This window comes from Azospirillum sp. TSO22-1, assembly GCF_003116015.1.
GTDB lineage: Bacteria > Pseudomonadota > Alphaproteobacteria > Azospirillales > Azospirillaceae > Azospirillum.
In genome coordinates, this window is record NZ_LGQZ01000156.1 from 1 (window position 1) to 12,877 (window position 12,877).

At 69.8% G+C, this 12,877-nt stretch carries 13 protein-coding genes; 7 read left to right on the plus strand and 6 right to left on the minus strand.

All coding sequences use genetic code 11. The annotated features are described in order from the left end of the window. Both TSO221_RS31150 and TSO221_RS31155 read right to left on the minus strand, forming a co-directional pair. On the minus strand, positions 1-1,936 hold a 1,936-nt coding region (locus TSO221_RS31150; protein WP_199229705.1), incomplete at its 3' end, for a cadherin domain-containing protein. Positions 1,937-2,775: 839 nt separating this feature from the next. Continuing rightward, complete coding sequence (locus TSO221_RS31155; protein WP_109122381.1) at positions 2,776-2,964, minus strand: hypothetical protein; 189 nt, start codon at positions 2,962-2,964, stop codon at positions 2,776-2,778. Between TSO221_RS31155 and TSO221_RS35200 the strand changes: the two genes are divergently transcribed. Further along, positions 2,963-3,277, plus strand: a complete 315-nt coding sequence (locus TSO221_RS35200; RefSeq protein WP_146208962.1) for a hypothetical protein — start codon at positions 2,963-2,965, stop codon at positions 3,275-3,277. The two genes, TSO221_RS31155 and TSO221_RS35200, sit on opposite strands and share 2 nt — an antisense overlap. 93 nt (positions 3,278-3,370) lie before the next feature. Here TSO221_RS35200 and TSO221_RS31160 read toward each other — a convergent pair whose 3' ends face one another. Further along, a complete protein-coding gene (locus tag TSO221_RS31160) occupies positions 3,371-4,198 on the minus strand; it encodes a rhomboid family intramembrane serine protease (protein ID WP_199229706.1) in 828 nt (275 codons plus the stop codon). Between the two features lie 83 nt (positions 4,199-4,281). On the opposite strand from TSO221_RS31160, the gene prmB reads away from it, so the two are divergent. Further along, positions 4,282-5,232 carry a 50S ribosomal protein L3 N(5)-glutamine methyltransferase gene (prmB, locus tag TSO221_RS31165; protein WP_199229707.1) on the plus strand — a complete coding sequence of 317 codons (951 nt, stop codon included), beginning with the start codon at positions 4,282-4,284 and terminating at the stop codon, positions 5,230-5,232. Here prmB and TSO221_RS31170 read toward each other — a convergent pair. The 3 genes from TSO221_RS31170 to TSO221_RS31175 all read right to left on the minus strand — a co-directional run bounded on the left by TSO221_RS31170 (position 5,219) and on the right by TSO221_RS31175 (position 7,447). Then, a complete protein-coding gene (locus tag TSO221_RS31170; RefSeq protein WP_158284261.1) occupies positions 5,219-6,670 on the minus strand; it encodes an adenylate/guanylate cyclase domain-containing protein in 1,452 nt (483 codons plus the stop codon). The two genes, prmB and TSO221_RS31170, sit on opposite strands and share 14 nt — an antisense overlap. Next, positions 6,667-6,990: a plastocyanin/azurin family copper-binding protein gene (locus TSO221_RS35760; protein WP_158284262.1), complete on the minus strand. Its 324-nt coding sequence runs from the start codon at positions 6,988-6,990 to the stop codon at positions 6,667-6,669. Before TSO221_RS35760 ends, TSO221_RS31170 begins: the two co-directional genes overlap by 4 nt. Before the next feature lie 181 nt (positions 6,991-7,171). Next, complete coding sequence (locus TSO221_RS31175) at positions 7,172-7,447, minus strand: hypothetical protein (protein ID WP_146208963.1); 276 nt, start codon at positions 7,445-7,447, stop codon at positions 7,172-7,174. 39 nt (positions 7,448-7,486) lie between these two features. On the opposite strand from TSO221_RS31175, the gene TSO221_RS31180 reads away from it, so the two are divergent. The 5 genes from TSO221_RS31180 to TSO221_RS31200 all read left to right on the plus strand — a co-directional run. Beyond that, a complete protein-coding gene (locus TSO221_RS31180) occupies positions 7,487-7,885 on the plus strand; it encodes a helix-turn-helix transcriptional regulator (protein ID WP_247878352.1) in 399 nt (132 codons plus the stop codon). Between the two features lie 501 nt (positions 7,886-8,386). After that, positions 8,387-10,843 carry a ligase-associated DNA damage response DEXH box helicase gene (locus TSO221_RS31185; protein ID WP_109122388.1) on the plus strand — a complete coding sequence of 819 codons (2,457 nt, stop codon included), beginning with the start codon at positions 8,387-8,389 and terminating at the stop codon, positions 10,841-10,843. 78 nt (positions 10,844-10,921) lie between these two features. Then, the gene (gene fliG / locus TSO221_RS31190) at positions 10,922-11,944 is read left to right on the plus strand and encodes a flagellar motor switch protein FliG (RefSeq protein ID WP_109122384.1); all 1,023 of its coding nucleotides are present in this window, start codon (positions 10,922-10,924) and stop codon (positions 11,942-11,944) included. A gap of 1 nt (position 11,945) precedes the next feature. Next, positions 11,946-12,614, plus strand: a complete 669-nt coding sequence (gene pdeM, locus TSO221_RS31195) for a ligase-associated DNA damage response endonuclease PdeM (RefSeq protein ID WP_109122385.1) — start codon at positions 11,946-11,948, stop codon at positions 12,612-12,614. A 64-nt stretch (positions 12,615-12,678) separates the two neighbouring features. After that, the coding region (locus TSO221_RS31200; protein ID WP_146208964.1) for a deoxyribodipyrimidine photo-lyase at positions 12,679-12,877 on the plus strand (199 nt) is incomplete at its 3' end.

The window sequence follows — 12,877 nt, forward strand, 5'->3', positions numbered from 1 at the left end:
CGTTCTCCGCCGAGCCGTCGTCGTCCGTGGCGAAGTCGATCACGTCGTTGCCGGCGCCGGCCAGGATGTAGTCGGCCCCGGCGCCGCCGATCAGCGTGTCGTCCCCGCCATTGCCGTACAGGGAGTCGCTGCCGGCACCGCCCATGAACCGGTTGCCCCCGTCGTCGCCGATGAAGGCGTCGTTGAATGCGGTGCCGATGAACGCCTCGATACCGACGAACTGGTCGCCATAGGCATCACCGCCGTTGGCGCCCGTCGCGAGGTTGACCGTCACATTGCCGGTGGCACTGGCGTAGCTGGCGGTGTCGCTGCCCGCCCCGCCGTCCAGCGTGTCGGCGCCGCCGCCGCCGGTCAGCGTGTCGTCCCCGCCGCCGCCGGTGATCCGGTTGTTCTGGGCGTTGCCGGTGCCGGCGAAGGCGCCGGTGCCGTCGAATGTCAGGTTCTCGACGTACGGGGTCAGGCTGTAGGCGTTCAGCGTGGTGCGGACGGTATCCGTGCCCTCGTTGTTCGCCTCAACCACGGCCTCACCGGCCGTCTCGACGTAGAAGGTGTCGTTGCCGAGCCCGCCGATCAGCGAGTCGACACCGGCGCCGCCATCCAGCGTGTCGTCGCCGGCCCCGCCGCTCAGCGTGTCCGCACCGCCGCCACCGAAGAAGCTGTTGGCGCCCGCGTCACCGGTGAAGCTGTCGTTGAAGGTCGAGCCGGAGAAGACCTCGACGCCGATGAACTGGTCGCCCGCCGCGTCGCCGCCGTGCACGCCGGTGGCGAGGTTGAGCGTCACGCCCGCCGTCGCCGTGGCGTAGCTGACGGTGTCGCTGCCCGCGCCGCCGTCCAGCGTGTCGGCCCCCGTCCCACCGTCCAGCGTATCGTTGCCGCCGGCGCCGATCAGGGAATCGCCGCTCGCGCCACCGAGGATGCGGTCGGCGCCGGAGGAGCCAGTGATGGTGTCGCTGCCCGCCCCGCCGTCGATCTGCCCGATTCCGCTCAGCGCCACGCCGGTGAAGTCCAGCGCGTCGGCCAGCGCGCTGCCGGCGATGCCGACGCCGCTGTGACCGCCGGCCGAGATCGCCTCGACGCCGCTCAGGCTCTTCAGGCCGATCACGGTGCCGTCGGCGCCCGCCTGGATGGTGTCGCTGCCGGAGCCGCCGGTCACCGCGTCGAAACCGTCGCCGGTGCCCGACACCAGGAACAGGTCGTTGCCCGCCCCGCCGTCCAGCACGTCGTCGCCGGCCCCGCCGGTCAGCGTGTCGGCCTGGGCGCTGCCGGTCAGCGTGTCGTTGCCGCCCAGCCCGTTCATCGCCCAGCGGTCGAGCGGCGCGGCGGCGGTGCTGCCGACGTCGTCGCCGGCCGTGCCAGTGTAGGTCTGCACCTCCACCACATTGGTCACAGCGATGGTGAAGCTCTGCTGGGTGGCCAGACCACCGGCATCGGTCGCCTGAACGATGATGGTGTGGCTGGTCGCCGCTTCATAATCGAGCAGCGAGCCGTTGGCCACGCTGACCACGCCCGTGGCCGCGTCGATGGCGAAGCGCCCGCCCGCGTCGTCGGTCAGGCTGTAGATGACGACGTTGCCGTCCGGGTCGGCAGCCAGCGCGGTGACGCCAACCACGGTGCCGGTCGTGGCGTTCTCCGCGACCATGTTCGCGGCCGGGTCGGCGTCGGCCGGGGCGGCCGGCGCGGCGTTCAGCACGACGGTCCCATCATCGAACTGCAGCCGATCGATGCCGGACAGGTTGGCGGTGTCACCCGTTGCGATGTTCACCACCACGCCGGGTTGGGTCAGGTCGTAGTCGGCTTGGCTTCCTGCGAAGACGGCGGTGTCCAGCCCGTCGCCCCCCGTCAGGGTGTCGTTCCCGCCCAGGCCAAGGAAGAGATCGTCGCCGGAGGTGCCGATGAGCGTGTCGGTGCCGGAGGTGCCGGTGATGGTGCTGGGCATGGGGAGGTCTGCCTTGAAGCCGGAGAAAGGACGAACGCCGCCATCACGCGCGGCGAGCCTGGCGCGGGAGGGGAGGTCGGGGGTGGAAAAGCCACGTCAGGTGCAAGCGGAGGCGCGTACGCGGCGGGTCGGTTGCCGGTCAGTCCGGCCGGCGACGCACCACGCTAAGGTGGAACGCGCAAGTATGGTCCGGTGCTGTTTGAGAGCATACACCGCCTGCGACGGGCTATTTCACGAAGCTTAAGATTATTTGCGCGGAATGATGACACAGGCGCATGACATTACAACGAATTTTTGAGAATGCGACGAAATGAACAATTATTCGAAACCGAAGCTATTGGGTCTGAGTGGAATTGCATTCAATGGACAAGCGCTGCTGGCCGGCATTCCGCTCATCATTCGGGGGCTTCGGCCACGCGGTGCTCGCGAACGGCAAGGAGGTTGTCTCACTGGTTGCAGCGGAACGAACATCCTGATCCCGGTTTCCGGCAGACGCCGCACCGCATCGTGCGGTGCTCCATACGGACGTTTGTGCACCGATCCGTTGGACGCTGGAAGCAGTTGCGGACCTCACGGACGCGCGGGGCCGTCGGCATGATGCTGCATGTCGGCGCTTCATCTTTTTCGCGCCCCGCATTGCAAAGGTCAGTCGTATTGTGGAAGCGTCGGGATCAGGTCGGTCATATCGTGGGATCCGGGCCACACGGATTCACAGAGATTGTTCCTTCTCAATAGATTAGCTGGGTCAGTCTCAGTGTGGTCCGACATCTGTCCGCCGCAGCCCATTTTCTGCGGCTATTGGCAGCGCCACAGGAGGAGCACGGCGGCGGATGTCTGAGCTATGTGTGACGCGCCAAGCGCCAGACCGGAAAGCCGGTGTCGTCCTCGTCCTTCACGATGGCGTTGCGTTTCCTGAGTTTTGTAAGTGAGTTGCCCACGGAGCGGACAACGGACGCATAGGCGTCCCGGTCGGACAGCGCGAACCCTCTCGTGGCCATCACGGCGGTGGTCAGGTCGGAGGATGCCATGCCGCGCGGATTGTCGCGCAGCGACTTGAAGCAGGAGACGCGACAGTTCCGACTGACGGAAGAGACGGGTGGTGGGACCGCGACGCCGGCCGGCAGTCGCGGAAAGCTGAACGTCCGGCGCAAAAAGGCGGATTGTGCCTTCTACGCTGGCGATGGCCAAGCGCGTGGTATCAAGATCGTGCTGCAGCATCACCACGCGATCGAGCAACTCGGTGCGCTTGGCCACCAGGGCGCCAACCAGATCCGCTTCGTGCATCTTCGTAGCCCAGGGTTCGCGGGATACGATATTCTAAGGAAAGCAACGCCCGCCTAGGAAGATTGCGTGGTGGTGTTTGCTCCATAAGACCGTGAAATCCGTGACTCAATCCGCGAAATCCGTGCGGAAATGGTGACCGGAACCCCTCCCCTACAACGTCCAGAACAAGACCGCGATCAGCCCGACATACGCCGCCGCCTTGCCCGCCACCGCCAGCCGCTCCCGCGCGCCGCCGCGCCGCCCCGTCGGGTCGGGCGGCGGGAAGAAGTCCGGCAGGATCATCTGCAGGCGTGGGAACGGCACCGGCGGGTAGGCGCTGGCCGGCAGGAACAGCGGCACGCCGGCCCGCTTGAACGGCACCAGCAGCAGCATCCCCGCCGCGAAGCCGCCCAGGTGCGCACCCCACGCGGTGTCGCCCGGCGCCGCCTCCGGCATCAGGGCCATGGTGATGTTGGCGGCGATGTCGCCGGCCACCACCACGCCGGCCGGCAGCAGCACCGGGAAGCGGAACAGCACCAGCACCAGGATCTTGGCGTGCGGGTGCAGCAGCAGGTACGCCCCCATGACGCCGGAGATCGCCCCGCTGGCCCCCACCAGCGGCCGCATCGGCTCGGCGGTCAGCGCCCCCTCGGTCAGCGCGCCGGCCGCCGCGCACAGCAGGAAGAACGCCAGGTAGCGCAGGTGGCCCAGCGCGTCCTCGACGTTGTCGCCGAACACCCACAGCGCGACCATGTTGGTGGCGAGGTGCACCCAGTCCCCATGCACCAGCACGTGCCCGACCAGCCCGCGCCAGACGTCCCAGGTGGGCAGCGGCCCGGCCAGATCGACGGTGCCGTAGAAGTAGGCGGGCACGAAGGCGAACGGCTCCGGCCGGATGCCGGACACGAAGGCCAGCACGCAGAGCACGATCAGCCCGCGGTTGACGACCGCCATCGGCACGCGCCGCAACGGATTGCCGCCTCCCAGCACCAGCGCCATGCCCACCTCCTGTTTGGCGATATGGTGGCGCCCCCGCTCTTTTGCTAAACAGCAAACTCCGCTTTTCGAAAGGACGCGCCCCCGTGACCGAACTCGTGACCGAACCCACCGCCGCCCAGGTCGCCACGGAACTGAAGACGGTCCGCGACTTCATCCGCTACGGCGTCAGCCGCTTCACCGAGGCCGGGGTGTCCTACGGCCACGGCACCACGACGGCGTTCGACGAGGCGGTGTTCATGGTGCTGGAGGGCCTGCGCCTGCCCATCGACCAGCTCGACCCCTACTACGACGCCCGCCTGACCACGCCGGAGCGCCAGAAGCTGGCCGAACTGCTGCACGCCCGCGTGTCGACCCGCAAGCCGGCTCCCTACCTGCTGAACAAGGCCTACATCCAGGGGATCCCGTTCTACGTGGACGAGCGGGTGATCGTGCCGCGCTCGTACATCGGCGAGCTGCTGTTCTCCGACCTGTTCAGCGGCGAGGGCGAGGGCGACGACCTGACGCTGGTCGAGGACCCGACGGCGGTCGCCCGCGTGCTCGACCTGTGCACCGGCTCCGGCTGCCTGGCGATCCTGGCCTCGACGGTGTTCCCGGAGGCCGAGGTGGACGCGGTGGACCTCTCCGCGCAAGCCCTGGAGGTGGCGAAGCGCAACGTCGCCGACCACGGCGTGGGCGAGCGCGTGCACCTGCACCAGGGCGACCTGTTCGCCCCGCTGAAGACCCGCAAGTACGACGTGATCATCACCAACCCGCCCTACGTCGACGCCGACGCCATGGCCGCGCTGCCGGCGGAGTTCCGCACCGAGCCCCAACTGGCGCTGGCCGGCGGCCCCGACGGGCTGGACATCGTGCGCCGCATCATCAAGGAGGCGCCGAAGCACCTCACCCCCGAGGGCGGCCTGCTCTGCGAGTTCGGCACCGGCCGCGAGATCCTGGAGGCCGAGTACCCCGACCTCGACTTCCTGTGGCTGGAGACGGCGGAGAGCTTCGGCGAGGTGTTCTGGCTGACCCGCGACCAGCTCAAGAACGCGTAACCGCGCCCTCCAGCGCCCAGCCGTACAGCGCGACGACGCCGTCGCGCCCGCGCAGCGGCTTGGGCGGCAGCGCCCGCCAGCCGCCCGCCTGCGGTTCCTCGCCCGCCGCCGCCAGGGCGTCGTGCGAGGCGACCAGCGGGACGCCGGCGGTCTTCGTCTCGTCCTGCAGCCGGGCGGCGACGTTCACCGTGTCGCCGACCACGGTGTACTCCAGCCGCCCGCCGTCGCCGACCGCGCCGCAGAACACCGGCCCCCAGTGCACGCCGATGCCGATGCGCACCGGCTCATCCCGGTTCTGGTTCCAGTCCGCGACCTCGCGCAGCAGGGCGCGGGCGCAGTCCAGCGCGTCGCGCGCGGCGTCCTCCCGCGGCTCCGGCACGCCGAACACCACCATGGCGGCGTCGCCGATGAACTTGTCGATGACGCCGCCGTGCGCGTCGGCGGCCACCGCCACCCGCCGCCGGAACTCGGTGAGGAACAGCCAGAGCGACGACGGGTCCAGGCTCTCGGCCAGCGTCGTGAAGCCGCGCACGTCGGTGAACAGCACCGCCACCTCCTGCCGCCGCCCGGCGCTGAGGATCGCCGTGCCGTGCTCCGCCAGTTGCCCGGCGATCTGCGGCGGCAGGTAGCGGCCGAGGTTGACGCGCCGCTCGCGCTCCAGTTCGACCAGCCGGCGGTCGGCCTCGACGCGGGCGCGCAGTTGCACGCGCATGGCCTCCATGGCGCGCAGCAGCTTGCCGGCCTCGTCGCGCCGCTCGCTGGCCAGCGGGTCGTCGAGGTGGCCGGTGGCGATGGTCTCGGCGGTGGTCACCGCCGCCTTCAACGGCCGGACGATGTCGCGCGACAACACCAGCGCCACCGCCGCCCCGGCGAACAGCACGGCCAGCCCGGCCGCCAGCGTCAGCCACAGCCCGTCCGCGGTCTGCCGCCGCACGTCCTCGATGAACAGGAAGCCATCGGCCTTCGCCGTCTCCACCGCGACGTCGAGGGTGTCCTGCATCTCGTGGCCCAGCGGGTGGATGCTGACCGCCCCCGCCGCCCGCGCCGCGTCCCACTCCGCCAGCAGCGCCGTCACGCGGTCGAGCTGCGCGCGCATGCCGGCGCTCGCCGCGCGCCGCCGGGCCACGTCCAGATCCTCCTCCAGCAGCGCGCGGGAACGGATGTAGCTCTCCTTCGCCTGTTCCACCGTGCCCGGTTCCGGGTGGGCGAGCATACGCTGCGCCGCCACCATCTCGCGCAGGTCGGACTGCGCGACGCGGGCAAAGTCGATGGCCTGGAGCGGCTTGTCGTACAGCTCGACCGCCAGCCGACCGATGGAGTCGACGGTGGCGAGCCCCACCGCGCTGCCCAGCGCCGCCAACGCCAGCACCACCACGAAGCCGAGCGTCAGCTTCCAGCGGATCGGCGTATCGCCGAGCCAGCGGTGCAGGGCGTTCACTTGACCACGACGGTCAGGCGCATCTTGGGATGGATCTGGCATTCCACGTCCACCGTGCCGGGCTTGCGCAGCACCACCGCCTTGTGCTCGCCGGGATTCTGGGCGCCCAGGTTGAACTCGGCGCCCGGCGTGGCCGAGAACATGTTGTGGGCGAACGGGTCGGCGTTGGTGAAGGCGACCGTGTCGCCCGGCCGGATCGCGATGGAGACGGGATGGAAGGCCTTCTCGCGCTGCTCGATCACGTACTCGCCGCCCAGCGCCGGCGTGGCCGCCAGCACGGCGGACAGCGCCACCCCGATCCTGGCCCCCGCGACATCCATGGCGCGCCTCCCGCATGTCCTTTCGCGTACGATACCGCCGGGAGGCGGATCTTTGCAAAGGGGCGCGAGGGCATGGACGGGTATAGCCCCTCCCCTGCGCAGCGGGGGAGGGGTAAGGGGTGGGAGCAAGTGGCTCCGCCCCTTGCAACCCCGGCAGGGGCCTCTAGGCCCCTGCACCCCGTTACTTTTCGAGATCCGACAGACGCTCCGCCGCGCGCAGCAGGCGCTCCCACTGCACATCCTCCACCAGCGCGTTCGCCGTCAGCCCGAGTCCGGCCGCCCACAGCCCGAGCGCCACAACGACGGCGTAAGAAAACTCCGTCCCGAAAACGTGGAGGTACATATACGGCAGGCTGCCGAGCAGCCCGGATTGCGGGTTGAACCCGCTTGCCCACGGATAGGTCATCAGCGGCACCACCACACCCCAGACCACCAGCAGTTTTCCGAGACAGCGCATGGGAAGTCAGCCTAGTTGATGGTGTTGACACCATGATACATGGATTTTCACCTGCCTGTCACTATGGCCAACGCATTCCACCCGAACGACAGTCCGGGCATGGATCGCACGCACGAATTTGGCCAGATGCTGCGCACCCTCCGGGACGCGCGCAACCTCTCGCAGGAGGATCTTGCGGAGGTAATCGACCGTGCAGTTTCATCGGTTTCCAATCTGGAAACCGGCAAGTCTCTTCCAAAGCTGGAAACGCTGATCCGGCTCAGCGAAAAGCTGGACGTTCCGCTACGCGAACTCGTGAACGTCTTCGATCCAACAGAGCCGGGCGACCCTGAACGCATCACCTTGGAAACGCGCCTGCTCGACACCACCCGCCGTCTCAGCGTCCGTGACCTGAAGATCGTCGTCGAGATCGCGAACGCCTTCCCGCAGGAACGCTAACCCCCTCCCCCGCCCAGCGGGGGAGGGTTGGGGTGGGGGCACCAGCTTGCCGCCTCGGGTGCAAAGAGGCGTTGGTGCCAAACACTGCCCCGAATCGTCATCCCCGCGAAGGCGGGGATCCAGAGCCGAGCCGCGACAGCGGCGACATGACTCACACGGCTCGCGGACGCGAGCACTGGATCCCCGCCTTCGCGGGGATGACGGCCAGCAACAGCGCATCCCTGCGCAACGGCATCCCTTGACAAAATTCCTATTTTGTGAACAGGATGGCCCCATGCGCGACGACGAAGGCCGAGATCGAAGAGAACGAACAGAACACCCTCTGCACAGTGTTTCACGGTGTTCCATAGCGTTCCATCCAGCCGGGATCCAAGGGCCTGCGGCCCTTGGTGGAGAGCGCGAGAGGCGGAGCCTCTCGCAGGCGCGTGAGCGCCGACAGCACCCTCACCCTCCCGCCCTACGGGCGGGCCCCTCCCTCTCCCCAGAGGGGAGAGGGGATTGGTGACCGCCCTCCTCCCGCCCAACGTTGCGGGGTGGTTCCGCTCCCGCGGGTGGGAGCCGCACGCGCACCAGCTCGCCATGGTGGAGGCTGCGCACTCCGGCGAGTCCGCGCTGCTGATCGCGCCGACCGGCGGCGGCAAGACGCTGGCAGGGTTCCTGCCCTCCCTCATCGAGCTGTCCGAGCGCCCGCGCGAGGGGCTGCACACGCTCTACATCTCGCCGCTGAAGGCGCTGGCGGTGGACGTGCAGCGCAACCTGGAGGAACCGGTGGCAGAGATGCGGCTGCCGATCCGCACCGAGACGCGCACCGGCGACACCCCGGAGGCCAAGCGGCGGCGCCAGCGCGCGCACCCGCCGCAGATCCTGATGACGACGCCGGAGAGCCTGGCGCTGCTGCTCTCCTACGCCGACGCCGGCAGCATCTTCAAAGGGTTGCGCTGCGTCATCGTCGATGAGCTGCACGCGCTGGCCGGCACCAAGCGCGGCGACCTGCTCGCCCTCGGGCTGGCGCGGCTGGCCCGGCTCGCGCCCGGCTGCCGGCGCGTCGGGCTGTCGGCCACCGTCGCCGAGCCCGATCGCCTGATCGCGTGGCTGTCGAAGACCGGGCGGGCGGATGGCGGAGACGTCCGGCTGATCCAGGGCCGGGCCGGCGCTGCGGCGGACGTGGAGATCCTCGTCACCAGGGAGCGTCTCCCCTGGGCCGGCCACATGGCGACGCACGCGCTGAAGGAGGTGCACGCGCGCATCCGCGGCCACCGCACCACGCTGGTCTTCGTCAACACCCGCGCCCAGGCGGAGATCGTCTTCCAGGAGCTGTGGCGCCTCAACGACGAGACCCTGCCGATCGCGCTGCACCACGGCTCGCTGGCGGCCGAGCAGCGGCGCAAGGTCGAGGCGGCCATGGCGGCGGGCAGGCTGCGGGCGGTGGTCGCCACCTCGTCGCTCGACCTCGGCATCGACTGGGCGGCGGTGGACCTCGTGGTGCAGATCGGCGCACCGAAGGGCGCCAGCCGGCTGGTGCAGCGCATCGGCCGCGCCAACCACCGGCTGGACGAGCCGAGCCGCGCGTTGCTGGTCCCGGCCAACCGGTTCGAGGTGCTGGAGTGCCGCGCGGCCATCGACGCGGTGCGCGCCCACACGCTGGACGGCGAGCGCGAGCGCCCCGGCGGGCTGGACGTGCTGGCGCAGCACGTGCTGGGCATGGCCTGCGCCGCGCCCTTCCACCCGGACGATCTCTACGACGAGGTGGTCACCGCCGCGCCCTACTCCGGCCTCGACCGCGACCAGTTCGACGACGTGGTGGACTTCGTGGCGACCGGCGGCTACGCGCTGGGCTCGTACGAGCGCTTCCATCGGCTGAAGCGGCGCGAAGACGGGCGGCTGGCGGTGTCCGGCCTGCCGGTGGCGCGGCAGTACCGCCTGAACGTCGGCACCATCACGCAGGAGGCGATGCTGCGCGTCCGCCTCGCCCGCGGCCCGGTGCTCGGCGAGGTGGAGGAGTATTTCGTGCAGGGCCTCACCCCCGGCGACACCTTCCTGTTCGCCGGCCAGCTCCTGAAGTTCCTCGGCGTCAGGGAGCTGGAGGTGCAGTGCGCCCGGGGAGGCACCGGCGACCCGAAGGTGCCCGCCTACGCCGGTGGCCGGCTGCCGCTGACCACACAACTGGCCGAGCGCGTGCGCGGTATGCTGTCCGACCCCACCGCCTGGGGCGCCCTGCCCGACGCCGTGCAGGAATGGCTGCGCCTGCAGCGCTGGCGCTCGGTGCTGCCGAGCCGCGACGGGCTGCTGGTCGAGACTTTCCCGCGCGGCGGCAAGCGCTTCCTGGTCGCCTACGCCTTCGAGGGGCGCAACGCGCACCAGACGCTGGGCATGCTGCTGACCCGGCGGATGGAGCGCATGGGGTACGGCCCGCTCGGCTTCGTCGCCACCGACTACATCCTGGCGGTGTGGAGCCTGCGCACACCGAAGGACATGCAGGCGCTGTTCGACCGCGACATGCTGGGCGACGACCTGGAGGCGTGGATGGACGAATCCTCCATGCTCCGGCGGACCTTCCGCAACGTGGCGCTGATCACCGGCGTCATCGACCGCCGCCATCCCGGGCAGGAGAAGACCGGGCGGCAGGTGACCTTCAGCTCCGACCTGATCTACGACGTGCTGCGCAAGCACGACCCCGGCCACGTGCTGCTGCGCGCCACCCGCGCCGACGCGGCCGGCGGCCTGACCGACGTGCGCCGCCTGTCCGACTTCCTGGCCCGCGTCGAGGGGCGGATCACCCACAAGGACCTCGACCGCATCTCCCCCCTCGCCGTCCCCGCCATCCTGGAGATCGGCCGCGAGCGCGTCGACGGTTCCGCCACGGACGAACTCCTGGAGGCGGCGGCCGCCGAGCTGGTCGCCGAGGCGATGCCGGAACTGGGCCGCGACGGCGGCGCGCAGGGGAGCCTGCTGCTGTGAAGTCGCAAAGATATTCGTGCCCGCACGGCCGCGATTCAGGCATACTGTGGCGGATTCCAAGACACAGAAGACCCGGCCATGGCCCTCAAGGTTCGTGAAGACTACCGCACGCTGACCGGCCCCGAGAAGGCGGCGATCCTGATGCTGTCGCTCGGCGATGAGCACGCCTCCAAGCTGTTCTCGATGATGGACGACGACGAGATCAAGGAACTGTCCCAGGTCATGGCCAACCTGGGCACCGTCTCGGCCAACATCATCGAGCGCCTGTTCGTCGAGTTCGCCGAGCAGATGTCGGCCACCGGCTCGCTGGTCGGCACCTTCGACAGCACCGAACGCCTGCTGATGAAGACCCTGCCCAAGGACAAGGTCGACATGATCATGGAGGAAATCCGTGGTCCCGCCGGCCGCACCATGTGGGACAAGCTGGGCAACGTGTCGGAGCAGGTGCTCTCGAACTACCTGAAGAACGAATACCCGCAGACCGTGGCGGTGGTGCTCTCGAAGATCCGCCCGGAGCACGCCGGCCGCGTGCTCACCCAGTTGCCCGAAAGCTTCGCCATGGAGTGCATCATGCGCATGCTGCGCATGGAGGCGGTGCAGAAGGAGGTTCTGGACGACGTCGAGCGCACGCTGCGCACCGAGTTCATGACCAACCTCGCCCGCACCAGCCGACGCGACAGCCACGAGATGCTGGCGGAAATCTTCAACGGCCTCGACCGCACCACCGAGCACCGTTTCATGGCGGCGCTGGAGGAGCGCAACCGCGACAGCGCCGAGCGCATCAAGGCGCTGATGTTCACCTTCGAGGACCTGTCGAAGCTCGACCCGTCCGGCGTCCAGACGCTGCTGCGCAACGTCGACAAGACGAAGCTGGGCACCGCGCTGAAGGGCGCGTCGGAGACGCTGAAGGACCTGTTCTTCTCCAACATGTCGGAGCGCGCGGGCAAGATCCTGCGCGAGGACATGGCGGCGATGGGCCCGGTGCGCGTGCGCGACGTGGACGAGGCGCAGATGTACATGGTCCAGCTCGCCAAGGACCTCGCGGCCCGCGGCGAGATCGTCATCTCCGAGGGCGGCGGCGAGAACGAGCTGATCTACTGAGTTGCTCCGCCTCCTCGACGTTCCCCTCGTCCCCGACCCGTCCGGCGCCCTGTGGTGGCCGGAGGAGCGGCTGCTCGCCGTCGCCGACCTGCACCTGGAGAAAGGCTCGGGCTTCGCGGCGCGCGGGCGGATGCTGCCGCCCTACGACACCCGCGCCGCCCTCGACCGCCTGGCCGAGGCCGCCGGCCGGCTGAAGCCGCGCACCGTGCTGTGCCTGGGCGACAGCTTCCACGACCGCCGCGCGGCCGAGCGCATGCATGACGCCGACCGCACCCGCCTCGCCGCGCTGGTGGCCGCCGTGGACTGGGTGTGGATCGCCGGCAACCACGACCCCGACGCGCCGGCCGGCCTCGGCGGCCGGGTGGCGGCGGAGGTGCGCACCGGCCCGCTGACCTTCCGCCATGAGGCGGAGCCCGGCGCCCGCGGCGAGGTCTCCGGCCACCTGCACCCGGCCGCGGCGGTGCTGCTGCCCGGCCGGCGGGTGCGCGAACGCTGCTTCGCCACCGACGGCGTCCGGCTGATCCTGCCGGCCTTCGGTGCCTACGCCGGCGGGCTCAACGTGCTCGACCCGGCGGTGCGGCGCCTGCTGCGCACGCCGTTCCAGGTCCATCTGATCCGCGGCGGCAAGGTGCACGCCTTCCCGCACAGCCGCCTCTCGCCGGACTCCTGACCACCGGTGATCCGGCCGGACGGGCCTCGCGTATAAGCGGTCAGCAACCCTGTCTCCGGTGCCCATGAACCGCCCCATCATCGTCTGGTTCCGCCGCGACCTGCGGCTCGCCGACAACCCCGCCCTCGCAACCGCGGCCTCCGGGGCCGGCGCAGTGGTGCCGGTGTTCATCCTCGACGACGCCCTGCCCGGCGCCGCGGCCCGCCGCTGGCTGCACCGCAGCCTGGAGGCGCTGGCCGTCGGCCTCGCCGCGCTGGGCTCGC

Coding starts and splice junctions, on each gene's coding strand:
- TSO221_RS35200 (WP_146208962.1), top strand. CDS start 2,963: ATGCCGCGCGGATTGTCGCGCAGCGACTTGAAGCAGGAGACGCGACAG.
- TSO221_RS31155 (WP_109122381.1), bottom strand. CDS start 2,964: ATGGCATCCTCCGACCTGACCACCGCCGTGATGGCCACGAGAGGGTTC.
- TSO221_RS31160 (WP_199229706.1), bottom strand. CDS start 4,198: ATGGCGCTGGTGCTGGGAGGCGGCAATCCGTTGCGGCGCGTGCCGATG.
- TSO221_RS35760 (WP_158284262.1), bottom strand. CDS start 6,990: ATGGATGTCGCGGGGGCCAGGATCGGGGTGGCGCTGTCCGCCGTGCTG.
- TSO221_RS31175 (WP_146208963.1), bottom strand. CDS start 7,447: ATGCGCTGTCTCGGAAAACTGCTGGTGGTCTGGGGTGTGGTGGTGCCG.
- TSO221_RS31180 (WP_247878352.1), top strand. CDS start 7,487: ATGGATTTTCACCTGCCTGTCACTATGGCCAACGCATTCCACCCGAAC.
- fliG (WP_109122384.1), top strand. CDS start 10,922: ATGGCCCTCAAGGTTCGTGAAGACTACCGCACGCTGACCGGCCCCGAG.